Annotated in this window: 23 protein-coding genes and 1 pseudogene; 12 read left to right on the top strand and 12 right to left on the bottom strand. The window is 69.8% G+C overall.

From position 1 onward, the window contains the following. Positions 1 to 22 precede the first annotated feature (22 nt). From blsG to ACZ5WE_RS09995, 9 genes are all read left to right on the top strand, one after another. Positions 23 to 1198, top strand: coding sequence for an arginine 2,3-aminomutase (gene blsG, locus ACZ5WE_RS10035; protein WP_467683998.1), 1176 nt, complete (start codon positions 23 to 25; stop codon positions 1196 to 1198). Then, on the top strand, positions 1195 to 2373 hold the full coding sequence (locus ACZ5WE_RS10030) for a DegT/DnrJ/EryC1/StrS family aminotransferase (protein ID WP_467684000.1): 1179 nt from the start codon (positions 1195 to 1197) through the stop codon (positions 2371 to 2373). The genes blsG and ACZ5WE_RS10030 overlap by 4 nt, the downstream gene beginning before the upstream one ends. Then, complete coding sequence (locus tag ACZ5WE_RS10025) at positions 2370 to 3614, top strand: ATP-grasp domain-containing protein (protein ID WP_467684002.1); 1245 nt, start codon at positions 2370 to 2372, stop codon at positions 3612 to 3614. Before ACZ5WE_RS10030 ends, ACZ5WE_RS10025 begins: the two co-directional genes overlap by 4 nt. 94 nt (positions 3615 to 3708) lie before the next feature. After that, positions 3709 to 4974, top strand: coding sequence for an MFS transporter (locus ACZ5WE_RS10020; protein WP_467684004.1), 1266 nt, complete (start codon positions 3709 to 3711; stop codon positions 4972 to 4974). Positions 4975 to 5086: 112 nt separating this feature from the next. Further along, entirely contained in the window at positions 5087 to 6967 is a 1881-nt protein-coding gene (locus ACZ5WE_RS10015; RefSeq protein ID WP_467684006.1) for a hypothetical protein, read from the top strand. Between the two features lie 48 nt (positions 6968 to 7015). Beyond that, positions 7016 to 7663, top strand: coding sequence for a class I SAM-dependent methyltransferase (locus ACZ5WE_RS10010; RefSeq protein ID WP_467684008.1), 648 nt, complete (start codon positions 7016 to 7018; stop codon positions 7661 to 7663). Between the two features lie 10 nt (positions 7664 to 7673). After that, positions 7674 to 8675 (top strand): thymidylate synthase, encoded by a 1002-nt coding sequence (locus ACZ5WE_RS10005; protein ID WP_467684010.1) that lies wholly within the window; start codon positions 7674 to 7676, stop codon positions 8673 to 8675. Continuing rightward, a complete protein-coding gene (locus tag ACZ5WE_RS10000) occupies positions 8672 to 9193 on the top strand; it encodes a nucleoside 2-deoxyribosyltransferase (protein ID WP_467684012.1) in 522 nt (173 codons plus the stop codon). The genes ACZ5WE_RS10005 and ACZ5WE_RS10000 overlap by 4 nt, the downstream gene beginning before the upstream one ends. Positions 9194 to 9512: 319 nt before the next feature. After that, positions 9513 to 9884 (top strand): VOC family protein, encoded by a 372-nt coding sequence (locus ACZ5WE_RS09995; RefSeq protein WP_467684014.1) that lies wholly within the window; start codon positions 9513 to 9515, stop codon positions 9882 to 9884. Between the two features lie 8 nt (positions 9885 to 9892). Here the strand turns inward: ACZ5WE_RS09995 and ku are convergent, their stop codons facing one another. The 11 genes and pseudogenes from ku to ACZ5WE_RS09940 all read right to left on the bottom strand — a co-directional run bounded on the left by ku (position 9893) and on the right by ACZ5WE_RS09940 (position 21979). Next, on the bottom strand, positions 9893 to 10822 hold the full coding sequence (gene ku / locus ACZ5WE_RS09990; protein WP_467684016.1) for a non-homologous end joining protein Ku: 930 nt from the start codon (positions 10820 to 10822) through the stop codon (positions 9893 to 9895). An 84-nt stretch (positions 10823 to 10906) separates the two neighbouring features. Beyond that, positions 10907 to 11551 (bottom strand): HhH-GDP family DNA glycosylase, encoded by a 645-nt coding sequence (locus tag ACZ5WE_RS09985; RefSeq protein ID WP_467684018.1) that lies wholly within the window; start codon positions 11549 to 11551, stop codon positions 10907 to 10909. 16 nt (positions 11552 to 11567) lie between these two features. Beyond that, positions 11568 to 11891, bottom strand: coding sequence for a DUF6343 family protein (locus tag ACZ5WE_RS09980; RefSeq protein WP_467684020.1), 324 nt, complete (start codon positions 11889 to 11891; stop codon positions 11568 to 11570). Between the two features lie 83 nt (positions 11892 to 11974). Then, the gene (locus tag ACZ5WE_RS09975) at positions 11975 to 12460 is read right to left on the bottom strand and encodes a flavin reductase family protein (protein ID WP_467684022.1); all 486 of its coding nucleotides are present in this window, start codon (positions 12458 to 12460) and stop codon (positions 11975 to 11977) included. A 14-nt stretch (positions 12461 to 12474) separates the two neighbouring features. Continuing rightward, on the bottom strand, positions 12475 to 14025 hold the full coding sequence (locus ACZ5WE_RS09970) for an FAD-dependent oxidoreductase (protein ID WP_467684024.1): 1551 nt from the start codon (positions 14023 to 14025) through the stop codon (positions 12475 to 12477). Positions 14026 to 14186: 161 nt separating this feature from the next. After that, a complete protein-coding gene (locus tag ACZ5WE_RS09965; protein WP_467684026.1) occupies positions 14187 to 14366 on the bottom strand; it encodes a hypothetical protein in 180 nt (59 codons plus the stop codon). Positions 14367 to 14487: 121 nt separating this feature from the next. After that, complete coding sequence (locus ACZ5WE_RS09960; RefSeq protein WP_467684028.1) at positions 14488 to 16530, bottom strand: glycoside hydrolase; 2043 nt, start codon at positions 16528 to 16530, stop codon at positions 14488 to 14490. A gap of 38 nt (positions 16531 to 16568) precedes the next feature. Beyond that, positions 16569 to 18623, bottom strand: coding sequence for a beta-galactosidase (locus ACZ5WE_RS09955; protein WP_467684030.1), 2055 nt, complete (start codon positions 18621 to 18623; stop codon positions 16569 to 16571). A 51-nt stretch (positions 18624 to 18674) separates the two neighbouring features. Further along, positions 18675 to 20017, bottom strand: a pseudogene (locus tag ACZ5WE_RS09950) (ABC transporter substrate-binding protein). Between the two features lie 62 nt (positions 20018 to 20079). Further along, positions 20080 to 21048, bottom strand: coding sequence for a carbohydrate ABC transporter permease (locus tag ACZ5WE_RS09945; RefSeq protein ID WP_467684032.1), 969 nt, complete (start codon positions 21046 to 21048; stop codon positions 20080 to 20082). Positions 21049 to 21052: 4 nt separating this feature from the next. Continuing rightward, positions 21053 to 21979 carry a carbohydrate ABC transporter permease gene (locus tag ACZ5WE_RS09940; RefSeq protein WP_467684034.1) on the bottom strand — a complete coding sequence of 309 codons (927 nt, stop codon included), beginning with the start codon at positions 21977 to 21979 and terminating at the stop codon, positions 21053 to 21055. A gap of 280 nt (positions 21980 to 22259) precedes the next feature. On the opposite strand from ACZ5WE_RS09940, the gene ACZ5WE_RS09935 reads away from it, so the two are divergent. Together ACZ5WE_RS09935 and ACZ5WE_RS09930 are read left to right on the top strand one after the other, a co-directional pair. After that, the gene (locus ACZ5WE_RS09935; RefSeq protein WP_467685144.1) at positions 22260 to 23273 is read left to right on the top strand and encodes a LacI family DNA-binding transcriptional regulator; all 1014 of its coding nucleotides are present in this window, start codon (positions 22260 to 22262) and stop codon (positions 23271 to 23273) included. Between the two features lie 66 nt (positions 23274 to 23339). After that, positions 23340 to 24857, top strand: a complete 1518-nt coding sequence (locus ACZ5WE_RS09930; RefSeq protein ID WP_467684036.1) for an SDR family oxidoreductase — start codon at positions 23340 to 23342, stop codon at positions 24855 to 24857. Positions 24858 to 24942: 85 nt separating this feature from the next. Here ACZ5WE_RS09930 and ACZ5WE_RS09925 read toward each other — a convergent pair whose 3' ends face one another. Then, complete coding sequence (locus ACZ5WE_RS09925) at positions 24943 to 25221, bottom strand: metal-sensitive transcriptional regulator (RefSeq protein WP_467685145.1); 279 nt, start codon at positions 25219 to 25221, stop codon at positions 24943 to 24945. A gap of 81 nt (positions 25222 to 25302) precedes the next feature. Here ACZ5WE_RS09925 and ACZ5WE_RS09920 point away from each other — a divergent pair, with 81 nt between their 5' ends. After that, entirely contained in the window at positions 25303 to 25863 is a 561-nt protein-coding gene (locus tag ACZ5WE_RS09920) for a rhodanese-like domain-containing protein (RefSeq protein ID WP_467684037.1), read from the top strand. Position 25864 lies beyond the last annotated feature (1 nt).

The following is a 25864-nucleotide window of genomic DNA, read 5'->3' as shown; positions in this document are numbered from 1 at the left end:
ACCCGTCGAACCTGGAGACATCATGCACCGCACTCCCGGAGCCACAGACGCGGACCGCCACGCCCTTCCGGACCGGCCAAAGACCCCCGAGATCACCGAAGCGGAGTGGAACGACTGGCGCTGGCACATGCGCAAGCGCGTCACCAACGTCGACAAGGCACGACAGTGGATCAACCTCACCGCCGACGAGGAACGGGCCATCGACAAATCGGCGGGCAAGTACCGCTGGAGCGTCACTCCGTACTACGCGTCCCTGATGGACCCGGACGACCCCACCTGCCCGATCCGGCAGCAGGCCGTACCCGCGCTCGGTGAACTCGCGGAGTTCAGCGGCGCCGAAGTCGACCCCGTCGGCGACATGTTCTACCGCAAGACCAACCGGGTGGTGCACAAGTACCCGGACCGGGTGATCATGCTGATCACCGAGGCCTGCCCGGTCTACTGCCGGCACTGCACGCGCAAGTTCCACACCACCGACGTCGACGGCAGCTACTTCCGGGACAACGAGGGGGAGTCCTTCGAGGAGGACCTGCGCTACATCGCCGAACACCCGGAGATCCGGGACGTGTTGCTCACCGGCGGCGACCCGCTCTCGTACCGTGACGGCAAGCTGGAGGAGATCGTCTCCGGCCTCCGGGCGATCCCCAGCGTGGAGATCATCCGGATCGGCAGCCGCTTCCCCGTCCTGCTGCCCCAGCGCGTCACGGACGAGCTCTGCGAGATGCTCGCGCGCTACCACCCGGTCTGGCTGAACACGCACTTCAACCACCCCAAGGAGATCACCCCGGAGTCCGCCGCCGCGGTCGACCGGCTGCTGCGGCACGGCATTCCGGTGGGGAACCAGACCGTGCTCCTGCGCGGCGTCAACGACGACGTCACGACGATGCGCACGCTGATGACCGAACTCCTGCGTATCCGGGTCAGGCCGTACTACCTCTACCACTGCGACAACGTCACCGGCGTGTCCCACTTCATGACCTCCATCGAGAAGGGCTGGGAAATCATGGAGGGCCTGCAGGGACACATCACCGGCTTCGGCGTACCGCAGTACGTACTGACGACGAAAATCGGCAAGATCCCCATCGCCCAGCCGTACTTCTCCCGCATCCCCGAAGGCCTGCTGCTCCGCAACTACCGAGGCCAGGAGATGGTCGTCGACGCCGCGGTGCACCCCATCACGGAGGCTGACGCGACATGACCCTCGACAAACGGCTCGGCCTGCGATTCCTCCCCTACGGCGCCAACTACCTCGACTGGCCCGACATGCACGAGCTGCGCGCCGCGATCGAACACGGAGTGCTCTTCCGCTACCAGACGGAGACCGAGAGCGTCGCCTCGCGCCTGGAACGGCGGGTCGGGGAGCGGCTCGGCGCGGACCATGTGCTCGCGGTGCACAACTGCACCGAGGCGCTGCGGCTCGCCCTGGTGTCCACCCGCCCGCGCGTCGGCGACGTAGTCCACATACCGGCCGTCACATTCGTCGCCGTGGCGGGCGCCGTCCTCTCCAGCGGGCTCATCCCGGCCCTGGTGGACGTCGACGACTCGCTCTCCATGGACACCTCGCTGCTCCCCGAGGGAACCCAACGCGCCATCGTCGCCCACATGGAGGGCACTGTCGCGCCCCTGCCGGACGGCGTTCCGTACGTCATCGAGGACAGCGCACAGGCGCTCGGCGCCACGTTCCCCGACGGCGGGCACACCGGTACCCGTGGCTACGCGGGCACCTTCAGCTTCCACCACAACAAGGTGCTGACCTCGGGGGAGGGCGGCCTCCTCGTCACCAACGACCCGGCCGCCTGGGAGACGATGCGCTGCTACCACGACCACGGCTCCGCACGGGTGCCCGGCCGCTACCCCACCTGGAACGAGGACGCCTACTACGGCGAGAACCTGGTCACCAGCGAGGAGGTCGCGGCGATCCAGTACCAGCAGTTCCGCCACCTCGACGAGGTGCTCTCCGGCCTGGAGCGCCACCACGCCATCGCCATGGACGAACTGCCCGACCGCACCGGCCTCGACGTCCTGCCCCGAGCGGCGGGCGACGTGAAGATCAGTCTCCGGTTCCGCTGCGAGAGCCGGGAGTTACGCGACGCCGCCGTGTCCGCCCTCACCGAGCGGTCCATCGCCAACTGGACGCTCAACAAGTACCTGTTGCCCGACCACCCCGTGGTCGCGGGCCGGCGCTCGCTCTACGCCGACGGCTTCCCCTGGAACCTCGCCCCCGACAAGACGCTCGCCCTCAGCCGCGACGGGTTCGCCAGGACCCGGGACCTCCTCGACCGCACCCTGTGCGTGCCGCTCTCCCCGGAGCTCTCCGAAGCCGAACAGGCCCTCGCGGTCAAGTCGCTCCGGCAGGCATTGGAGGCCGCGTGAACGCGCCGCCGGTGCTCCTGATGGCGGACGACCGCGCTTCCACCTTCACCCGGTACGCGGTCGACGCCTTGCCCGGCCGACTGGCTCTGCTGCGGTTCGCCTCCACGCGCAAGGACCTCACTGACGCGTACGTACGCCAGACCGCGCACATCCCCGCGTTCTGGGTGAACGAGCGGCTGCCCCTGGAGGAGGAGGCGGCCCGCTACCGAGCCTGGGCCGCGGAACTGCCTGCGGTACCCACGCGGTTCTGCAACCCCTCCGAACCGCGCCAGGACATCGCCCAGCGGTTCGCCTCGCTGGCGGGCCTGCCGCACCTGACGGAACGTCAAGTGAGTTGGGTGCGCGACAAGGCGGCGATGAAGGACAAGTTCCGCGAGCTCGGCCTCCTCACCGCACGGTACGCGCGCGTCTCCACGGTGGACGAGGTGGCGGAGTTCGCCGCACGGTGCGGCTGGCCCGTCGTACTGAAACCCGTGGACTCCTTCGCCTGCGTCGACACCTACCGGCTCAACGGCCCCCAGGAGCTGCCCGACGCGGCCATCAACGGCCGTTCCTGGCTTGTCGAGGAGCATCTGGGCGGCACGGAGTGGGAGGTGTGCGCGCTCATCCACGCGGGCGAGGTCCTGGACGCCTGGCCGAGTGCGATGCCGTGCCGCCCGCTGGACATCGTCGACGGAGCGATGAACGCCAACATCAGTGTCGCCACCGACGAGGGCCCGCCGTTCGACCTGCGGGGCATGCTCCAGCGGATCGTCACCGGCATGGGAATCGACCACGGGTACGCGCACATGGAGTTCTTCGTCGTCGGTGCCGAGGTGTACGCGGGCGAGATCGGGGTCAGGCTGGCGGGCTGCGAGATCACCGCCAACCACGGGTACGCCTACGGCTTCGACGTGTTCGGCGCCACGCTGGACGTCTACCTCGGCCGCCGGCCCGCCCTCGAGTACTACGAGAGCTGCTGCACGGGCGACCTCCTGCTGCCGCTGCCGGGCTCGGGGACCGTGCACCGGATCACCCCCGAGGAGGAACTGCTGCGGCTGCCCGGGGTGGTCAAGAGCGTCCTCAGATACCGAGAAGGGGACCTGGTGGAGGCACGCCGCGCCTCGCACAACGCGTCCGGATACGTCCACGTGACCGGAGGATCGATCACCGAGGTGGAAAAGCGCATGCGCGGCGTACTGGACGCCTTCACGATCGAAGTGGCCACCCAGGCGCAGACGGCCAGAACGCTCCAGCGCTGAGCCGCCCCCTCACCGGCCCGACACAGGCCCACCCCACGGCACTTCGCGCGCCGGCACCCGCACCCCCGCAACGGACCCCCACGGAACAGGAACCATGGAAGTGAAGCCGAACGGTCTCGGCCGCCGTCTCGTCGCCCTGCTGACGCGCCGCCAGGTCGCGGGACCCGCCTGGTGGAGCGTGGTCTCCAGGCTGCCGGTCTACCTCATGTCCCTCGCCATGGTGCTCGTCGTGCGCGAACAGGGCGGCAGCTACGCCCAAGCCGGTCTCGTCTCCGCCCTCTACACCATCGGCATGGCGCTGGGCAGCCCGCTCATCGCCCGCCGGGTCGACCGGCGGGGTCGCAGAACCGTCCTGGTGGCGACCGGAGCGGCCTATCCGGCGGCGCTCGCCGCGCTGGTGTGGACGACGGGGCCGGGCGACTGGGCGCAGCCGGTCCTGGCCGTGCTGGCCGGGATCACGCTGCCTCCGGCGAACGCCTGCATGCGGTCGCTGTGGGCACGCCTTCCGCTACGGGACGACGAACGCGAGACCGCCTATCTGTGGGAGGCACTGCTCACCGAAGTCCTGGTGATCGGGGCGCCGTTGATGCTCGCGGTGCTGATGCTGACAGGGTCCGCCGGGGCGGCGCTGACCACCGTCGCGGTGATCGGCGGCGTGGGAGCGATCGGTCTCGCCTTCACCCGCGTGCCCGAAGGCACCGACGGCGCGAGGCAGGCGGCGGGCAAGGACCCGGGGGAGGAGGCCGGGCGCGGCGGCCTGCTCGGCCCGCTGCGGTCGCCGCCGATGCTCGCACTGACCGCCGTGATGGCGCTCAGCTCCGTGCCCATCGGACTGATGACGCTGGCCATCCCCGCCTTCGTCGACGACCACGGCTCGCAGGGGAGCACCGGCCTCGTGTACGCCTGCTGGGGCATCGGCAGTGCCCTGGGGGCCCTGTGGCTCGGCCGCTCCCAGTCCGAGGTCGCGGTGCATCTGCGCTTCCCGCGCCTGGTGCTCGCGTTCGCCGTCGGCACCGGCCTTCCGCTGCTCGCGACGTCCCAGCTGACGCTCGCCCTCGCGCTCGCGGTCGGCAGCGTGCCCATCGCGCTCGTCTCCGCCAGTGAGATGACGCTGGTCAGCCTGCTGGCGGACGGCCGTTCGCTGACGGAGGCCTTCACCTGGGCGTCCCTGGCCACGGTGGTGGGGGACGCGCTCGGCCAGCAGGCTGGCGGGCTCCTCATGGAACCGGCGGGCCCGCGGGGCGTCTTCGCCGTGGCCTTCGGAACGGCCCTCGTCGCCGCCTGCGTGGCCTTCGCCTGCCGAGGCCTGACGGGGCGCCCCGCAACGGCCCGCGTGCCCACCGAGGCGGGGGAGCGGTGACCGGGCGGGGAGCGGCACGCCCGCCCCCGGCGCCCCTGTTCCCGAACAGCCGTCCGCCCAACACGCACGTCACTCCTCGCAGGGTCAGCGTAAGAACACGAGGTAACGCTTCATGAAGTCTGCCGTCTCCCGACAGCGCCACGAGCCGTCGCACGAACCGCCGGGCAGCGCACTGTTCACTCCGGTCAAGTATGCCGATCTCCCTCTGGCCGTCGGGGAGTTCCTTGCCGCGCCCGACCGGACGTCGATCCCCGTCCCGGTCGACGACCGGGATGATCTGGTCCACAGCGTGGCGCTCGCCTCGCGCCTCTACTCCGGTGTGCGACAGCCCGCCCCCCTGGACTTCGGCGTCGTACTCGGCCGGTCGGAGCTGGCCGACGGCGTCGTGGAGCTGGCCCGCCCGCTCGCCCGTCAGTGGCTCACCGAGGACGACCTTGCCGGCTTCCACGAACGGCCGCCGGGGACACTCCTGCTGGTGGGCACCTACGCCCGTCTCAACCTCCACCCGGTGCGCCCGCTACTCCTCGCCACCTACCGGGACGCCCGGCGCGGTCTCTCGCTGCTGAGCGGCCGAGACGGCGCGTCGGTGGCGTGGAACGTCGCCAAGCAGTACGCCGAGATGCCCGAAGACCTCGACGCGCTCGGCCTGTTCACGGACACCGACCGGCCGCCGCGGCTCCCCGGGGTCAAGGTCTTCGACGACCGCGACTTCGAACGCGACGACATCCAGGCCGAGATCCTCGGCACCCAGTGGCGTCGCGTCGTCTTCCAGGGCCACGGCAAGGACGACAGCATCAACCTCGGCGAGTTCACCATCTGCGGCCTCAACGAGTCCGCGACCGCCCAACCGGGCGTCCTGGCCCCTCGATGCGCCTACGGTCTTCCCTGCTACAAACCCGAGGACAAACTCGTCCCGCTCAACAAGGTCGAGGCGACGGAGCTGGTCCTCAGCGCCTGCAACAGCGGCCCGCTCGCCGACCTCGCGCTCTACGACCCCAAGTACCAACTCCTGCTCAACGCCCTCGACAGCCCCGCCCGCACGATCGTCTCCGCCGTCTCCGTGCACGACTCCGACCGGCCCGAGAACGTCGCCTGGATGCTCGCCGCAGCCACCGGCGCCGACTCCGTGGACACCCTCAACGCCAGCCTGGCGGGCTCGCATCCGTACCCCGCGTTCATGCGCTTCGGGCTGCCGGGCAGCCCGGAGGACACCCCGGCCCCACCGCCCCCCTCCGACCACGCGCCCGACCCGCTGGTCCTCACCGTCGGCCGCCGCCTCTCCGCGCTGCTCGGCTCGGAGCTGCTGCCGCACAACCACACCCTGCGCCCCCGCCTCGGCAAGCTCGCCCGCAAGGTGGACCTCCTGGTCTCCCGGCCCACCCACCTCGCCGACCAGACGCCCGACGAGATCCGCTCCTCCCTCTCGGCGGACCTCCAGAGCCTCGACCATGTGATCGCCGGGCAGGTCTCGGAGAACCCCGAGAACGAGATCATGAACTACCCCGCCCACTTCGGCGACCGCAGCTCACTGGACCCCGATGTCCACGAGGTCGTCTGCCACTGCGGGCGTCCCGCCCAGGAGTTCGCCAGGCGAGGACTCCTACCGCACGTCCTCGACACCCTCTGCGTGGTGTGCATGCGCTGCGGCGACGTCACCTTCCGTGTCCCCGACGCGCCTCAGCTCCTCGCCCACGCAGCCGACGAGGTGGAACAGGGCGGCGTCCTCGAAGTGCGCGCCTCCCTCACCGCGGCCCGCCCCGGCCCCGTACGCCTCGGTCTGTTCCTGCCGAGCTACCTGCGCGACGACACGACGGTGGAACCGGCAAGGGCCAAGGTCCGCGCCTCGGACGAGCGTGCCAGGGACGTCGTGTTCAAGGTGAGGTTCGCGCCCGACACCGCCCCGCAGGCCTACTACTTCACGGTTTTCGCCGTGCAGGACCTCGCTGTCTCGACCGCCCGGCGGCACTTCGGGGTCGTCCCGGGCCAGGACTGAAAAGGCGCCCCGACCACCCCGGCACCCCCACGACGAAGGACGGTTGTCATGGAGAAGATCCCCGAGAAGAAGACCCCCGAGAAGAAGTCCTCCGCACCCGAGATCGAGCTCATCGACCACAACGGCGAGTTGACCCTCAGCATCGGCGGCGAACAGGCCATGCAGGCCTGGGAGCGCGACCTGATGTGGGCCAGCGCCGACATGCTCTGCCGCCACGGCAAGGACTTCTACGAGGTGGGCCTCGGCCTCGGCCTCTCGGCTCTGCGCATCGCCGAGCACCCCGCCACCCGCAGCCACAGGGTCCTCGAACTCTTCGGAGAGGTCGAAGACCTCTTCCGCGAACAGCACCTGAAGCTGCCCGGCACGCTCTCCATCGAGCGGGGCGACTTCTTCCAACGGGTCTTCGATCTCGAGTCGGAGAGCATCGACGGGATGTTCTTCGACCCCGCGCTCGACATGGAGGTGTGGAAGGACGAGGAACTGTGGCGCAAGGCCATGCCGGAGGTCGTCCGCGCGCTGCGCCCCGGCGGGGTCTTCATCCCCTTCTTCAGCACCAAGCCCGAACTGCGCTGGCAGTACGTCAAGCACTTCCGCACCATCCGCGTGGAGCGCCACCCGTACACCGCGTACGACACCACCGAGTACACCTACGGCACCTCGGGTGACGCGTACATCCAGTGCTTCTACAAGGACTGACGGGGGCCACGTGCACAGCACCTACGAAACCGTCGAGGACGCCTACCTGACGGAGTTGCGCAGCACCTATCTCGGCGCGGCGTTCCGCAACGCCCCGCGCGGCTTCCCCAGCCGTGAGCGACTGGGCGCCGGCTTCCTGGTCCACGACCCCGTCCAGCGGCACGTCGCGCTGCCGGGGCGCAGATCCAACCTGGTCTTCAACTTCGCCGAGGCCCTGTGGTACCTGTCGGGGTCGGCCGACCTGGAACTCGTCGCCCACTACGCGCCGAGCATGCGCAAGTACTCGTCCGACGGCGCCACCCTGACCGGCACCGCCTACGGGCCACGGATATTCGACTACCGGGGGACAGGCCTCGACCAGTGGCGCAGCGTCATCGACGTACTGACGGACGACCCGGACAGCAAACGCGCGGTGGTGCAGATCTTCCACCCGGGCGAGCTGCGCGAACCGGGCAACATCGATGTCGCGTGCACCCTCGCCCTGCAGTTCATGCTCCGCGAGGGGAAGTTGCACGCGGTCGGCTTCATGCGCGCCAACGACGCCTACCGGGGCATGGTGAGCGACGTCTTCTCCTTCACCTTCCTCCTGGAGATGCTCGCCAGGCAGTTGGGTGTCGAGGTGGGGAGCTACGTCCACCAGGTGGGCTCCCTGCATGTGTACGACAGTGACGCCCCGCTCGTGGAACGGGTCCTGCGCGAGGGCGCGGACGACACCGCACCGGAGCCGTTCCCCGCGATGCCCGCCGGGGACAACTGGCCGCACGTGCGCGACGTGCTGCGGATCGAGGCACGACTGCGCGCCGACCGGCTGCGGCTCGGTCCCGGCGCGCTGCGCGCCCTTGACCTGCCCCGCTACTGGCAGGACGTGATCGGGCTCTTCGAGCTGCACCGTCAACTGACCTTCGAGCCACTGACGGACCGTGAGCTGCTCGACGAACTCCCGCCTCTGTACCGCCGGATGATGCTGTGCCGATGGCCCCGTACCGCTGCCGACCAGGAGGTCTCCGCATGACCACGACTCCCGCCCGCGAGCTCGCCGGTGAACTCGGCGTCAACACCCTCTTCCTCGCGGGACCCTTCCTCCAGCTGCTCGATCCCACAACCGGCGAGATGCCGTCGGGAACGCGCGCACCCTTCGCCTCCCTGATCGAGCACTTCGAGGGGCACGGGTTCAGCGTCCACAACGCACACCGCCGTGAGGCGTGGGGCGCCGAACTGATGGCTCCCGCCCAGTGCACTCCGCTCGACCAGGAGGAGATCCGCAAGGCCGACGTGTTCGTGGCCTTCCCCGGATTGCCCGCCTCTCCCGGCACGCACATAGAGATGGGCTGGGCCAGCGCCTTCGGGAAACCGATCGTGCTGCTGCTCGAGGAGGGCCAGGAGTACGCGTTCCTCGTCCGTGGGCTGCACGCCGTGGCGACGGTCGAGTACGTGGTCTTCAGCGACCTGGAGGCGGCGCTGCCTGCCGTCGACGAGGCGGTACGGCGTGCGGTCTCGCGGCAGCGGGAGCCGGCGGACCTGAGCAGCTGAGACGAAAGCCCCCGGCAGCGGGCCACACCGTTGGCGAATTTCCGGGACTGAACGTGGCGTCGGCCTTCACCACCCGTTGGGGTAGTGAAGGCCGACATCGTGGGATTACGCGGTCTTGGGACCGCAGCGCATACGGCGCCGTTTCGTTCCGTCACGGTGATGACGACGCCCTCGCGCCGGTACGTGCCGGTGCACGTCCTGCCGGGCGGAGCTTCCCTCCCGCAGTCGGAAGAGGCACGGGAGAAGCGGTGGGTTTACGGTGAAAAGGCGGGGAACCCGGTCCCCCTCTGCACCTCGAGACGCGGGAGGCGAACCGCCCATGGCGATCGCGACCTACACCCTGGTTGCGCTGGACTGCCCGGAACCCGAGCCGTTGGCCCGCTTCTACCAGGCCGTGCTCGGCGGCGAGGTCCGGCCGTACGACGAGGACTGGTTCGACCTGTACGCCACGGGCGGCGCGCGCATCTCCTTCCAGCGCGCACCGGACCACCGTCCGCCCAAGTGGCCGCAGGCCGCATCGGATTCGCAGCAGTTGCACCTCGACTTCACCGTCACCGACATGGAGAAGGCGCACGACGAGGTGCTCGCCGTGGGGGCGACACCGCTCGACCTCGACGACGACGGCGGGAAGCGGGGCTGGCGTGTCTATGCCGACCCGGCGGGACACCCCTTCTGCCTCTGCCAGGGGTGACTTCGGCTTCAGGAGGCCTTGGGCTGCCGTACGCCGCGTAGAGCCTCGATCAGCTCATCCCGGTTCATGGATGAGCGACCGGGGACGCCTGCGTCAGTTGCCATCCGGTACAGCTCGGCCTTGGTCAGGCCATCGAGGTCCGCCTTCTTCGTGCGCGCCGGCTTCTTCGCCCGGTCCACGCTCGCCTTCAGGGCGTCCATCAGGTCGACGACATTGGTGGACTCCGCGGGCGGCTCCGCCTTCTCGACCTTCTCGCCCTTGCGCTTGGCCTCGATGAGCGCCGCCACCTGCTCCTGGTAGGTGTCGTGGAAGTCGTCGGGGTTCCAGTCGACGCGCAGTGTGTCGACGAGCTGGCGTGCCATCTTCAGCTCGCGGTCGGTGACCTTCGTCTTCCCGGGCAGGTCGTCGATCTCCTCGCGCGGATCACGGATCTCGTCGGCCCAGTGCAGGGTGTGCAGCGTCAGGAGACCGCCCTCGGCCTTCACCGCGACCAGATACTGGTGGTTGCGCATCACGAACGTGGCGATCCCCGCCCTGTCCGCCTCGGCGAGAACCTTCTCCAGCAGGGCGTAGACCTTGGTGTACTCCTTGCCCTTCGGGCCGAGGTAGTAGGTCTTGTCGAAGAAGATCGGCTCGATCTCCTCCAGGTCGACGAAGCCCGTGATCTCCAACGTCTTCGAACGTCCCGGCGCGATGTCGTCCAGCTCGTCCGGCTCGATCAGCACGTACTCGTCCCCGGCGTCGTAGGCCTTGACGATGTCGTCGAGAGCTACTTCGTCGCCGGTGCGTTCGTTCACCCGTTTGTTGCGCACCCGGTCGGACGTGCCGCGCTGCAACTGGTGGAAGCGGACGGTGTGGCTGTCCGTGGCGGTGAACATCTGCACGGGCAGTGAGACAAGGCCGAACGTCACGGTCCCACTCCACACCGGACGTGCCATGGCTGCGTCACCCCTTTCGGTCTCCTCTCATGGCACACCGGGAGGGGGCGTGACGCATCCCGGAGCCGAGGGCCGCGGGACACGTCACGAGGAGTCGCGGGCGGCCTGCGCCGGCTTCCGGTCGAGGGCGGCCCGGACCAGTGCCGCGGCCGCCACGCCCGGCTTCTCGTCGCCCGCGAGCCGCAGCAGCGCGGACGTGTTCCGGGGCAGCCCGAGGCGCTCGGCTCCCTGCAGCACCTTGGCGTCGAAGCAGGGCCCGTACTCGGTCCATACGTCCTGCACCTCGCGCAGGAAGATGTCCGCGCCGGTGGGACCGAGGCCCGGCATCTGTCGCAGTAGCCGTTTCAGGGCCGCCGCGTCGCCGTCGGCCTTCGCGCGCAGCCTGCGCAGATCCCCGCCCCACTCGTCGAGCACGAGCCGGGCGCCGTCGCCGAGCTGGGTGGCGGTCCGTTCGTCGTAGCGTCGGTAGCCGCCGCGCCCCAGGGTGTCGACGCGCTGCTGCCAGGAGGCGTCGGCCATCTGCCGCGGACCCCGCATCCCCGCCTCGTACAGCGCGCGCGTGCTCGCGACCGCGACGGATGCCCGGATCCGGGCGCTGAGCAGGCAGGACAGGACGAGCGTGCGATAGAGCGGCTGGGGGGTGTCGGCGAGTCGGATCCCCGCCTCCGCCGCGTACGTCTGGCCCGACGTCCTGAGCAGTTCTCGCATCACAGCCTTCTGACCGGCCATGTCCACCCCTCCTTGTTCAGTGCCGCGGGCCGTTGTGGTCCCGGTGATGGTGGTGTATGGCCGAGAGAACGGCCAGGGCGAGGAGGGCCAGGACCGCGAAGAGGATCGCCAGGCCCGCCAGCGCCCACGGGCTGGGAGGTTCCCCGCTCACGGAACGCGTCGCCCACACCCCGAAGAGCACGGCGAGGGCCAGGAAGAGCGGTGTGTAGAGGTAGGTGAGCAAGTGGCGCAGGCGATGGGCGCGGTGAGTGTGCGGCCCGGCGCTCGTCAGGCCGGGCTCCGACTGCGGGTGTGACTCCGTCTGCGGGTGCCCGCGGTGGCCGGGGCGTTCGCCGTTCATGGCTACCTCCAGCAGCTGAGGCACAGGCTGCCGTGGGTCCTTGTCACGCTCAAGGATAGTCCTGCCGTGCCGGCCTGCCGGGATCATGCCGGGTGGCCGGGGGTGAGGTCGGTGACGTCGCTCAGTCGGAGCAGCTCCCCGTGCGGCGGCGGGTCCGCGCCCGCTTCCACCGGCGTGAGATGAAAGCCCACGTGATCTCCCCAGTCGGCGTGCCGCTCGATCCTGCCGACCCACCAGGCGCAGGAGTCCGTGAGCACGGGAGCCCCGCCCGTGCGCGGCTCCCAGCGGATGTCGGCGAACTTGTCGACACGCTCGCCGCACTCGCCGCCGAACAGCCGCGCCAGTTCGTGCTGATCGCGCCCGATGAGATGCACACCGAGGAACGCGGCATCCCGGGCCACTCGATACGTGTGGTTCGCCCGGGAAAGCCACACCACGAAACGAGGCGGCTTCAACGCGCACTGCGAGGCGAAACCGACAAGGCAGCCCGCGGGCGCACCGTCGGCAGCCGCCGTCACCACGTACATCGGGTAGTCGAGGCGGTCGGTGAACCCGTCCACAGTCACCAAAACGTCAACCTTTCCTAGGCCGGGGAATCCGGTGTCTCACGCGGTTCCAGGGGATGTGTGGCGGGGCCGTGCAGGACCGAGCCGTCCGTCGCGAAGCGGGAGCCGTGGCAGGGGCATTCCCAGACCCGCTCGGCGTCGTTGAACTGCACCAGGCATCCCAGGTGGGTGCAGCGCGCGGAGAGCGCCGTGGCGTTCCCGCTCTCGTCGCGGTAGACCGCGCACCGTTTGCCCTGCAGGCGTACGACGGCTCCGCTGCCGGGCGGGATGTCGGTCAGCGAGTCGACGTGGCTGGTGTGCAGCCGGTCGCCGATGAAGTGCTTCGCCGCTGCCGCCTGGTAGGAGGCGATCCGGCCCGCGTCGCGGACGGGCGGCAGTCGGCGCGGGTCGTACAGATCGGTCCAGGCCGGCCGCGGTCCGCCCGCGATGTGGGCGGTGAGCAGGCGCCCCGCCATCACGCCGTTGCTCATGCCCCAGCCGCCGAAGCCGGTGGCGACGAAGACGTGCTGGGTGCCCGGGTGGGCATGGCCGACGTACGGCAGGCGGTCGGCGGAGTCGTTGTCCTGCGCCGCCCAGCGGTAGGCCTCGCCCTTCTCGGCGAAGTGCGGCAGATGCTCGCGCGCCCAGGAGTCCAGCCGTTCGAACCGCTCGCGTACGCCGCCCGCGCCCGGTTCGAACGATTCCCCGGTGACGATGAGCAGCCGTCGTCCGTCGTCGTAGGGGGCGCTGCGCAGCGAACGGGTGCCGCCTTCCGGCGTGATGTACATGCCCGCGGGCGCCGCGTCCGACGGCACGGGCGCCGCGATCACCAGCTCCCGGCGGGGCTTGATCCGGGTGAAGAGCAGGGTGCGGTCGAAGACCGGGTAGTGCGTGGCGATGACCGTGTCGCGTGCCTCGACCGTGACGCCGGATTCCGTGGTGACCCGGCAACGGGCGCCGTCATGGAGGTCCGTGACCCGGGCACGCTCGAAGATGCGGCCCCCCGCGCCGGTGATGTTGTCCGCCAGGGCAAGCAGGAACTTCCGCGGATGGAACTGCAGTTGGTCCTCGACGCGTACCGCACCGGCGACGTCGAAGGGCAGTTCCGTCTCGGTCACGAACGACGCGTCGAGCCCGGCCCGCCGAGCGGCATCCGCCTCTTGGCGCAGCTCGTCGACGCGTGCGGGGTCTTGTACGTAGGTGAAGGCGGGGGCCCGTTCCAGCTCCGCGTCGATGTCGAGCTCGGCGCAGAGGGCGGCGGTCCGCTCGACCGCCTCCTGTTGCGAGAGGGCGTAGAGCCGGGCGTCGTCCGCGCCGTGCTTCGCCTCGATGCCGGCGTAGATGAGGCCGTGCGCGGCGGACAGTTTGGCCGTGGTGTAGCCGCTCACGCCCGCGGCGATCCGATCCGCCTCCAGGACGACGACGTCGAGACCGGCGCGGACCAGATCCCAGGCGGTGCAGAGGCCGGCGATGCCGGCGCCGACGACCACGACGTCCGCCGTCAGATCCGCGTCGGGGGCCGGGTACCCGGTACCGGGCGTGGTCGCCATCCAGTACGACTCGTCAACTGTGCGGCGTTGCGTGGTCATGTCTTCTCCTGGGGGACCGGTGGTACGTGGTCATCACGGCGCTGACGCGGACGGGTACCCCCGACGAGGAGTCTCATTGGTCACGTGTCCGCGTCGGACGTACTGCCGAGGGGCGCACCCAGGTACTGGGTGCGCCCCTCGGGGTTTACGCGGTCCGCGCGTCAGACCAGGTCGTCGTCCACGCCCTGGCGGTGCTGCGCGCGTGCGTCGCCCGCTTCACGCTCCTGCTGGCGGCGCTGGCCCGGCTGTGCGGGGTCCTGCGGGCGCTGACCCCGCTGCGGGGGCTCCTGGCGCCCGGGGGTCTGACGGGACGGATCGGCGGACCGCTTTTGCTTGCCCATGAGTTCACTCCTCGTGAGGGCGGATTTGGTTTTCTCATCGTGGCACGGGCCGTAACCCAGTGCATGTCAAGCGATCGCACTGCGTGATGATGCCTGGTGGGGAGGGCTGTCGAGGGCCGGGTTACCGCTCGGTCACCTTCCAGCGCTGGTGGGCGCCTGAGTTCGGTGTCCACGTCGTGACGGCCGCTCCGTCGTGCGTGGCCTGGCCGCCGACCTCCAGGAGCCGGCCTGTGGCGGCGTTCACGAGGGTCCAAGTGCCGTCGCCGGTCGTGGACATGATCCACTGGGCGGTACTGCCGCGCGGCCCGGTGTCGGCCTCGACCACCGGGACGCCGTCACGGACGGCCAGCCGCTTTCCTTCCGCCGGGTTGGTGAACACATACCGTCGCTCGTTGCCGGTGTCACCGCTGATCTGCCGCAGCTGCCACCGACGGCGCACATCGTCCGCGGCGGCCCTGACGACGAGGCCGGTGCCGTCGTCGGCGACCGTGAGCTCCTTGCCGCTCTGCACACCGGTCAGTTCGTACGTGTGGTTCTTCCGCAGCAGAGAGGCGTCCTCCGCGACACCGAAGACGCCCTTGACGACGAAGGACGTCACCGACTGGGCGGGCACCTCGAAGCTGGCCTTCTGGCCGCGGACATCGATGGCGGCGTGCCGTTCGAGCTTGCCATCGGGGCTGGTCACCACGGGCGTGACGGTGGCTCCACCGCTCACGTGGCCGAACTTGGAGAGGTCGACCGTCACCGTGCGTCCGGCGGTCGTGCTGTTGACGTGGACGACCGTCGCTCCGTTGCCCTTGCGGGACACGGCGGCGGCACTGGAGGTGTCGTCCACCTTGACGAGCCGGTCGCCGGGCCTGATGAAGTGGGTGAAGTTGCGGGCCGTGTCGAACTTGGTGTTCGTGCGGATCGGGCAGGTCTCCAGCGTGTCCTTGGAGGTGCAGCTGAACGGCAGCTGGATGCTTCCCCAGTTGCCGCCCTTGGCGGATTCACCGCCGGGCTTCATGTTGTCGTAGTCCTCGACCGGCTGCCAGAACACCCAGGCTTCCGGCTCCAGTTCACGCAGGTCGTCGACCATGCGCTGGGCCATGCCGAGACCCGGCCGCATGTCGTCGAAGTCCTGCCCGTCGCCCCAGTCGCCCTCGACCTCGCTCATCCACAGCGGCTTGTCCTCGGCCTTGGCCAGGTCGCGCACGCTGGTGCGTCCTTCGGTGCCGTAGGTGTGGACGTTCATCTGGCCGACGGCGTCCCTCACCTCCTGCGGGTAGGAGTTCCAGTTGCGCGTGAAAGTGGTGGGGTTGGTCTCGTCCATCGCGGAGATGTCCGCGCCCGTCCGGGACTTCTCGAGCGCCGGGTCGAGTGCGCGGATCACCTTCTGCTGGAGCTCGGGACCGATGTGGGCCCCTTCCTGGCGGCCACCCACCGGCTCGCCGTCCGCTCCCAGGCGGGTGCTCCAGTAGTCGGTGTTGGGCTCGTTGAACGGGTCGAGGGTGTCGACCTTGATGCCGTGGGCTTTTTCGAGGCGTTCGGTCGCGCCGACCAGGTAGGAGGCGAAGTCGTCGACGGACTCCGACTCGAGCTGGTCGGCGGAGGCGTCGAAGCCTCCCGAGACATAACCGCTCTCGGTCATGAACCAGGGCGGCGAATTGCTGAACGTCTCCCAGCGGTCGACGTCGTTCTTGATCCGCTCGACCCACCAGCGCTGGGTGGCGTCGGCCTTCGGGTTCCAGTCGGCCGGATCCGTGCCGCTCCACCAGTCGGTGTCCTCGCGCGTGGTGCCCGCCGGGGCCTTCCACCAGCCGTCGACCGCGCCCCCGGGGCGCAGATAGTCCTTGACGTCAGGGGCGTTGCCGCCGCCGATGTTGTAGCGGGCGATGTTCAGGCCGAGCCCCTCGTCGCCGAAGAGGAGCTCCGCCAGCTTCTCGCGTATCTCCTTCGGGTAGTCGCCGGTGGCGTTGGCGAACCAGACCAGGCTCGTGCCCCAGCCCTCGAACTTCTCGTGCTGGTAGGAGGGGTCGGGCCGGACGGTGACAGCGGCGGATGCCGCCGCGGCCGTCTGCGGCGGCGCGGTGAGCAGGGCCGCTCCGGTGGCGAGGGCGGTGATGCCGACGATGCCGATGAGCCGTCGCGTGCGGGTGCGTCGCGTGCGGGTGCGAGGTGCCAACGTGTGCTCCCAACGTAGGTGCGCTTCGGAGGTGGCAGTCAGGCGTTGCTGGGCTGTCGCAGGACGGCGACCTCCCTGGGCGGCAGGACGAGAGCGCCGTCGGCGGCGTCCCCCGCCCCGCCGACGAGGAGCTCCCCGGTAAGACCGGGCAGCGGCACGGTCTCGTCCGTCCGGTTGACCAGGAACAGATAGCGGCTGTCGGCGCCACGGCGTACCGCCAGCTCGACGCGTCCCCGTGCGGGGGCGGGCAGTTCGCTCTCGACGCCGGCGGTGGCGAGCAGCTCCGGCAGCAGGGCGGTGAGGCCGTCCGTGCCGAGCCGGGTGGAGACGTACGCCGCCGAACCCAGGCCCGCGGCACGACGGGTGACGGCGGGACGCTCGGCGTACGCACCGCTGCGGTAGCGGGCGAGCACCTCCACCTCCGGCCCCGTGACGGTGATCCGGTCGGTCCACACCGTGCCCGTGGTGGCGTTGTCGAGGGCGACCGTGTCGTCCGCGAGCAGCGGCCCGAACTCCTCGACGCGGATGCCGAGCAGCTCGCGCAGCGCTCCTGGATAGCCGCCGAGCCAGATGTGGTCGTTCTCGTCGACGATGCCGGAGAAGTAGGTCGTGACCAGATGGCCGCCGCCCTCGACGTACCGCGTGAGCTCCTTGGCGAGCGCCTCGGGGACCACGTGAAGCACGGGCGCGATCAGGACGTCGTACGAGGTGAGGTCGGTCCGCGTGGTCACGACGTCGGCGCGGATGCCGAGGGCCAGGAGCGCGGAGTACCAGTCGAGGGCCTCCTGGTGGCAGTCGAGAAGGGAAGTGGGATGGGAGTCCAGCTCGCTCGCCCACCACGAGTCCCAGTCGAAGAGGACGGCCACGCGTGCCGGTTCGCGTCCGGTCCCGGCGACGGGCGCGAGTGCCCCAAGGGTCTGCCCCAGGCCGGTCACCGCGCGGAACACCTCACTGTCGGCTCCTGCGTGCGGCACCATCGCCGAGTGGTACTTCTCGGCGCCCGCCGCCGACTGGCGCCACTGGAAGAAGCACACGGCGTCGGCGCCGTGCGCGACGTGCAGCAGGGAGTCGCGCGCGAGGTCGCCCTCGCGCTTGGCCACGTTGACCGGCTGCCAGTTGACGGCACTGGTGGAGTGCTCCATGAGGAACCACGGACGGTGGCCGGCGATGGAGCTCGTGAGGTTGGCGGAGAACGAGAGCTCGTCCCTGGCCTGCGGGCCCGGCACGACGTAGTGGTCGTTCGAGACGAAGTCGATCTCGCCCGCCCAGTCGGCGTAGTCCATGCCCTTGGTACCGCCCATCACCATGAAGTTCGTGGTGACGGGAATCTCCGGTGTGAGCTCGCGCAGGACGTCGCGCTCCGCGCGCAGATACTCCTTGAGCGCGTCCGACGAGAATCGTTTGAAGTCCAGTTGCTGGGTGGGGTTCGGGTGGGACGCCGCGAGCCTCGGCGGCAGGATCTGCTCCCAGTCGCTGTAGCGCTGCGCCCAGAACGCCGTGCCCCAGGCGTGGTTGAGCCCGTCGAGGGTGGTGTAGCGGGTGCGCAGCCAGTCGCGGAAGGCGCGGGCCGCGTCGTCGGAGTAGTCGTGGATGTTGTGGCAACCCAGCTCGTTCGAGACGTGCCACGCCACGAGGGCCGGGTGATCGGCATAGCGCAGGGCCATCTCGCGCACCAGGCGCAACGCGTGCTTCCGGAAGACGGGCGAGGTCGGCCGCCAGTGCTGCCGCGCCCCCGGCCACACCGTCTCACCGGCGGCGGTGACCGGCAGGATCTCCGGGTGCGCCGCGGTGAGCCAGGGTGGCGGGGACGCGGTGGCGGTGGCCAGGTCGACCCCGATGCCGCCCGCGTGAAGGAGGTCCATGACCTCGTCCAGCCACGCGAAATCCCAGGTGTCCGCGGCCGGTTGGATGCGGGCCCAGGAGAAGATCCCCACGGAGACGATGGTGACGCCGGCCTCGCGCATCAGCCGGACGTCCTCCTCCCAGACCGCGCGCGGCCACTGCTCGGGGTTGTAGTCGGCGCCGTACGCGAGCCGGGAGGTGGCGTCACCGTCCGGTCCGCGCAGCAGCCGGGACGGGAGGGTGGGGGGCATGGTGGTCCTTCCGGTGTGGTGCTCGGGGGTGCGTGCGAGGATCTGGTCGCGTCACTTCTGGACGCTGAATCCCTGTTCGGAGCCGTACTTCACGGAGGCGTCCTGCCAGGACCTCAGGCCCTTGGACAGGGGAGTGCCGGAGACGTAGGCCTTGCCCGCGGTGTCGTTGAAGATCGAGTTGGCGTACACCTGGTAGGGCAGGTACTTCCAGTCGTCGGCGACGTTCGCCGCGGACTCGGCGAAGACCTTGTTGGCCTTCTGGCCGCCGAAGTAGGGGAATTCGGTGTTCTGGAACGCCTTGGACTCGAGGTCCTTGGTGGTCGCGGGAAAGGCGCCGCCCGCGATGCGGGTCTGCACGCCCTTGCCGGAGTTGGCGTACTCGACGAAGGCGTAGGCGAGTTCCTTGTTCTTGCCGAGTTCCGGCAGGGCGAGCGAGCTGCCGCCGTTCTCGGCGCTGGCCTTGGCGCCCGCGGTCCACTGCGGCAGGAGCGCCGCGCGCCAGTCGCCGGATGCCTCCTTCACGCCGGAGGCGAAGTTGGCGGGCATCCAGGCGCCGGTGGGCAGGGTCGCGATGGTGCCGTCGCCGAAGGCCTTGTACCACTCGTCGGTCCAGGGGTTGATCGGCGCGATCAGCTTCTCGTCGATGAGCTTCTGCCAGGTCTCCGTGTAGGCGCGGGCGCCCTTGTCGGAGAAGTCGATGCCGACCTTGGTGCCGTCGACCTTGTAGGGGCGCGAACCGGCCTGCCACAGCAGACTGGTGGTGAGGCCCGCGTCTCCCGTGTCGCTGGTGATGTACGCCTTCGGGTCGGCCTTGTGCAGCTTGCGGGCGGCCTGGAGATACTCGTCCCAGGTCGTCGGCACTTCGATCTTGTGCTTGTCGAAGACCTTCTTGTTGTAGAAGAGGGCCATCGGGCCGGAATCCATCGGCAGGGCGTAGACGCCGTCACCGGACTTCACCGCGTTCCACGGGCCCGGCGAGTAGGACTTCGCGAGCTTGTCCGCGCCGAAGGGGGTCAGGTCGGTGATGGACCTGGTCAGGGCGTACTGGCTCAGGGCGTAGTACTCGACCTGCGCGACGTCAGGGACGCCCTTCTTCGCCGAGATGGCGTTCTGCAGGGCCGTGTACTGGTCCTTGTTGGTGCCCGCGTTCACCAACTCGACATCTACGGCGGGGTGTTTTTTCTCGAAGCCCGTGACGACCTTCTTGAGCGTGGGCTCCCATGCCCACACCTTGACCTTGCCGCCCTTCTTCAGGGCCGCATCGATGTCCGCGGACGAGACCTGCTTCTGGGCGGATATCCTTCGTCGTCGGAGCCGCCGCAGGCGGTCGCTCCCAGGGCGAGGGCGCAGACGAGACCTGTGCCGCGCAGCAGGCGGCGGGTGTTCTGGGGCATGGCGATGCTTCCACTTCTCCGTGGTCTACAAGGGGCGGGACGTGACAACTGGCAGCTGGTGGTTACTCCTTGACGCTTCCGGCGGCGAGACCGGACTGCCAGTACTTCTGGAGCAGCAGGAATGCGGCGATCAGCGGGATGACGGTGATCAGCGAACCGGTGATCACCAGGTGGAAAACGGGATCGCCGCCCGCTGTCGCGGCCTGGGCGTTCCAGCTGTCGAGGCCCAGGGTCAGCGGGTACCAGTCCGGGTCCTTGAGCATGATCAGCGGCAGGAAGTAGTTGTTCCAGGTCGCGACCATCGTGAACAGCAGGACGGTCACGGTGCCGGGCGCGAGCAGCGGCAGAGCGACCTGGAAGAAGGTGCGCAGCTCACTCGCCCCGTCGATACGGGCGGCCTCCATCAGCTCGGTGGGGATGGCCTCGGTGGCGAACACCCACATCAGATAGAGGCCGAAGGGCGAGATGAGCGAGGGGATCAGGACGGCCCACGGGGTGTCGGTCAGGCCCATCTTGCTGAACATCAGGAAGGTGGGCACCGCCAGAGCCGTGCCGGGCACGGCGACCGCCCCGATGACGACGGCGAACACGGCTCGTTTGCCGGGGAAGTCGAACTTGGCGAGGGCGTAGCCGCCGAGGACCGCGAGGAAGGTGGCGCCCCCGGCCCCGACCACGACGTACAGCAGGGTGTTCAGGAACCAGCGGGTGAAGACGCCGTCGTCGTAGGTGAAGGTCGCGCTGATGTTGTCCCACAGGGCGAAGTCCCCGCCGAACCACAGGCCGAACGAACCGGCGAGCCCCTCCTGGGTCTTGGTGGCGCTGATGACAAGCCACAGCAGCGGTATCAGGCTGTAGAGCAGGACGAGGCCGGTGAGCACGGTGAGCAGGACGCTGCGCCGGGGGCGGCCCGCGGTGTGCCTTCGGGACGTGCGGACGCGGGGCGTCCGCAGCCGGGGTGCGGCGCCCGGGGCGCGGGCAGGCGGCGGAACGGTCGGGGGAGCGGTGGTGACGGGGCTGCTCGGTCCGGTCATCGGGTCACGCTCCCTTGCGCATGCCGCGCAGCTGGACGACGTAGGCGATGACCATCGTGATCAGGCCCATGACGATGGCGACCGTCGCGGAGTGGTTCTGCTGCTGGCCGGAGAAGGACAGCGAGTACGTGTAGAGGTTCGGGGTGTAGTCGGTGGTGATGGCGTTGGGCGCGAGGTTCTGCAGGATGCTCGGTTCGTTGAAGAGCTGGAAGCTGCCGATGATCGAGAAAATCGTCGCGATGACCAACGCACCGCGGATGGCGGGGAGTTTGATGGCCGTGATGACGCGGAGCTGACCGGCGCCGTCGATCTGTGCGGCCTCGTAGAGGGAGTGCGGGATGACGCGGAGCGCGGAGTAGAAGATCAGCATGTTGTAGCCCACGAATTCCCAGGTGACGATGTTGCCGATCGACGCGAGTACCAGGTCGGGCGAGAGCGGGTCGGGCAGTGAGACGCCCAGGGCGTCGTTGATGTCACCCACGAGCCCGAAGCGGGTGCCGTACATGAAGCCCCACATCAGCGACGCCACGACGGCGGGCACGGCATAGGGCAGGAAGACCGAGATGCGGAAGAAGTCCTTGCCGTAGAGGCGGCCGCTGTCCAGGGCGAGGGCCACGAGCAGCGCGATGCCCAGCATGATCGGGACCTGGACCGCGAGGAACAGCGAGACCCGACCCAGGGATGCCCAGAACCGGTCGTCGGTCAGGGCCTGTTGGTAGTTGTCGAGGCCCACGAACGTGGTCCCGCCGATGAGTTGGTCACGGAAGAGGCTGAGATGGACGGAGTAGGCGAGGGGTGCCAGGAAGACCAGGGCGAAGACCGCCACGAAGGGGCCGATGAACCCCCATCCCACCCAGGAACGGCGGTTCCCCGGTGACGGGGGTCGGGCGGGACGCCGCTCTGCGGCCCCCTGCAGGTGAAGCGTCGTCATGTCGTTCCTCGCTCGTCCATCTCGGAGCCGGCGTCACGTGGCGCGATGTTTGCGTAAACATCACCGTGTGACAAGGGTCTGTGCCGAGCTGCGCGGGATGTTATGTTTACGTAAACATTCAGTGGCGGAATGTCTACACTGCCCCGATGGCGACGGTCAAGGGTCGGCGGAGAAGACTGGGGCCACCGAGACGAACGAGATAGCTGAGACACACGCGGCGAGGGAGACAGTGGAAGCAACCGACAGCGCCTCGGCGAGCGGCATCCCGGCGGAACGGGCCATGTGCCGCGGGCAGAGCGCGTCCATGGCCGACGTGGCCCGTCTCGCCGGCGTCTCCTCGCAGACCGTCTCCCGCGTCTCCAACGGGTTCGCGGGCGTCACCGAAGAGACCCGGCAGCAGGTGCTCGCCGCCATGAAGGAACTCGGCTACCGGCCCAACAGCGCCGCCCGCGCCCTGAAACGCGGCGAGTTCCGCACGATCGGCCTGATCACCTTCACCCTCTCCACCACCGGCAACGTACGCACCATCGACGCGATCGCCACCTCCGCTGCACAGGAGGGGTACGCCGTCACTCTGCTCCCGGTCGCCGTCCCCACCCAGGACGAGGTGCGGGGCGCCTTCTCCCGGCTCGGGGAGCTCGCCGTCGACGCCGTCATCGTCATCATGGAAGTGCATCTGCTCGACGCGGCGGCCCTCTCCCTGCCTCCCCATGTGCAGGTCGTCGTGGCCGACTCGGACGCGGGGGACCGCTACACCGTGGTCGACACCGACCAGGCGGGCGGCACCCGCGACGCCGTACGGCACCTGCTCGGCCTCGGACATCGGACCGTCTGGCACCTCGCGGGGCCCGAGGACTCCTACGCCGCGCAACGCCGCGCCGACGCCTGGCGGGCCACGCTCGAAGAGGCGGGGTGCGTCCCGCCGCCCGTCGTGCGCGGGGACTGGTCGGCGGAGTCGGGATACCGGGCAGGACTCGGCATCGCCGAACAGGAAGACTGCACGGCGGTGTTCGCCGCCAACGACCAGATGGCCCTCGGTCTGCTGCGCGCCCTGCACGAGCGCGGACGCAAGGTGCCGGACGACGTCAGCGTCATCGGTTTCGACGACATTCCCGAGTCCGGTTCCTTCCAACCGCCCCTGACGACCGTCCACCAGGACTTCGCCGAAGTGGGGCGCCGCTGCGTCGCGGGAGTCCTGCGCCAGATGCAGCAGAGCGCACCGGACCGCGGCACCACACTGGTGCCCACGCGGCTCGTCCTGCGCCGGAGCACCGCGGAGCCACCCTCGCGCTGACCGCGCGCGAGAGGACACCCCCGGGAGATGGTGGAGCCGAGGAGTTACCCGAGGCCGGAGGTTCCCATGGACAGCGGCAAAGGCGCGCAGGAGCTGCGCTGCCTGGTGACCGGAGCGACCGGATACATCGGGGGGCGGCTCGTTCCCGAGCTGCTCGACGCCGGGCACCGGGTGCGGTGCCTCGCACGCTCGCCCGCGAAGCTGCGCGACTACCCCTGGGCCGGGCGGGCCGATGTGGTGCGGGGCGATGCGTCCGACGCCGAGTCGGTCGGCGCGGCCATGCGGGACATCGACGTCGCGTACTACCTCATCCACGCGCTCGGCACCGGCCGCGGCTTCGAGGAGAGGGACCGCGAGGCGGCCCGGATCTTCGCCGAGCAGGCCCGCGCGGCGGGCGTGCGGCGCATCGTGTACCTCGGCGGGCTCACCCCCGAGGGTATCGGGGAAGAGGATCTTTCGCCGCATCTGCGCTCCCGGGCCGAAGTGGGCCGGATCTTCCTGGAGTCCGGCGTTCCGACCACCGTGCTCCGCGCCGCCGTGATCATCGGCTCCGGCTCCGCGTCCTTCGAGATGCTGCGCTACCTCACCGAACGCCTGCCCGTGATGGTCACGCCGAGCTGGGTGCGCACCAGGATCCAGCCGATCGGCGTGCGCGACGTCCTGCGCTACCTAGTGGGCAGCGCCACCATGCCCGACGAGGTCAGCCGCCCCTTCGACATCGGCGGCCCCGACGTCGTGACCTACGCCGACATGATGCGCAGGTACGCGGCCGTGGCGAAACTGCCCCACCGCCTCATCCTGCCGGTGCCCATGCTGACCCCACGCCTCTCCAGCCACTGGGTCGGCCTCGTCACCCCCGTGCCGGCCTCGATCGCCCGGCCGCTCGCGGAATCCCTGCGCTACGAGGTCGTCTGCCACGAACACGACATCGCCCGCTACGTCCCCGACGCACCCGGCGTTCCGATCGGCTTCGACAGAGCGCTCTCGCTGGCCCTGGAACGCGTGAAGGACGCCCAGGTCAGCACCCGTTGGTCGTCCGCCTCCGTGCCGGGCGCCCCCAGCGACCCGCTGCCCACCGACCCGGACTGGGCGGGCGGCAGCCTCTACACCGACCGGCGGGAACAGACCGTGGACGCGTCGACGCAGGCGCTGTGGCGCGTCGTGGAAGGCGTGGGAGGCGACAACGGCTGGTACTCCTTCCCGCTCGCCTGGGCGGTGCGCGGCTGGCTGGACCGGCTCGTCGGCGGGGTCGGCCTGAGACGGGGGCGCCGCGACGCCCAGCGGCTGCGGGCGGGGGACTCGCTGGACTTCTGGCGGGTCGAGGAGATCGAACCGGGACGGCTGCTGCGGCTGCGGGCCGAGATGCGACTGCCGGGCCTCGCCTGGCTCGAGATGTACGCGGAGGAGGACGAAAAGGGGCGCACCCGCTACCGGCAGCGGGCGCTCTTCCATCCGCACGGCCTGCTGGGGCACGCGTACTGGTGGAGCGTCTCGCCGTTTCACGCGCTCGTCTTCGGCGGCATGGCACGCAACATCACGCGTACGGCCGAACAGCGCCCCGCCGAAACCACCCGGAAGTCGTGACCCGCGGGACGAAGTTCCCGCCCCGTACGGCGGCTGATCGTCGTCGGGGCCGGGTCAAGGATCAGGCCGGTGATCAGGCCGGTGATCAGGCCAAGGAGAGGAACAGCTTCTCCAGGCGGGTCCGCATCTGATCCCGGTCACCGGGGGACTGCTCGCCCTCGGCCATGCAGTGCTGGAGTCCTGTCGCGATGATCGCGAACCCGGCCCGGTCCAGTGCGCGGGAGACCGCCGCCAGTTGCGTGATCACGTCCTCGCAGTCCCTGCCGTCCTCGATCATCTTGATGATGCCGGCGATCTGCCCCTGCGCCCGGCGCAGCCGGTTCAGCACCGATCTCAGCTCGTCGGCCGCCATCTCCAACTGCACGCTGCCACCTCCGTTCATACCCCCGGGGGTATTGTAGCCTGCCGGGGTGAGAGCCTTGGCTCAACGAAAGGACAGCCCCATATGACTCCCCCCACCGATCTGGCCCCGGCCGAGGCGGCCGCCCGCCTGGACCGCTACACCGTCATCGACGTCCGCAGCCCCGGCGAGTACGCCTCCGGTCACCTCCCCGGGGCCCACAACATCCCCGTCGATCACCTGCACATGGCGCTGCCCGAGCTCAAGGCCGCGGCAGCCCGTGGTGAGCTCCTGATGGTCTGTGCCTCCGGTAAGCGCTCCGCTTCCGCGTGCGACGAGCTGGCCGCCGCCGACATCCCCGCCGCCACCCTCGCCGGCGGCACCACCGCATGGGCCGAACAGGGCCACCCGCTGCATCCCTCGGAGGGCACGCCGACGGCCTGGCCGATGGAGCGCCAGGTGCGGCTCGCCGCCGGGTCCCTCGTCGTCCTCGGCCTCGCCGCGGGAACGCGCTTCCGCCCCGCGCGCTGGCTGGCCGCGGGTATCGGCGCAGGCCTCGTCTTCTCCGCCGTCACCGACACCTGTGGCCTGGCTGCCGTGCTCGCCAGGCTTCCCCACAACCGCCCTCGCGCCACCGACCTCCGCACCACGCTGGAAGCCCTCTAGC

It is taken from the genome of Streptomyces sp. NPDC033180 (assembly GCF_055577645.1).
Note: the sequence above shows the minus strand (reverse complement) of the source record. Positions and strands in the feature narration are given on the sequence as shown.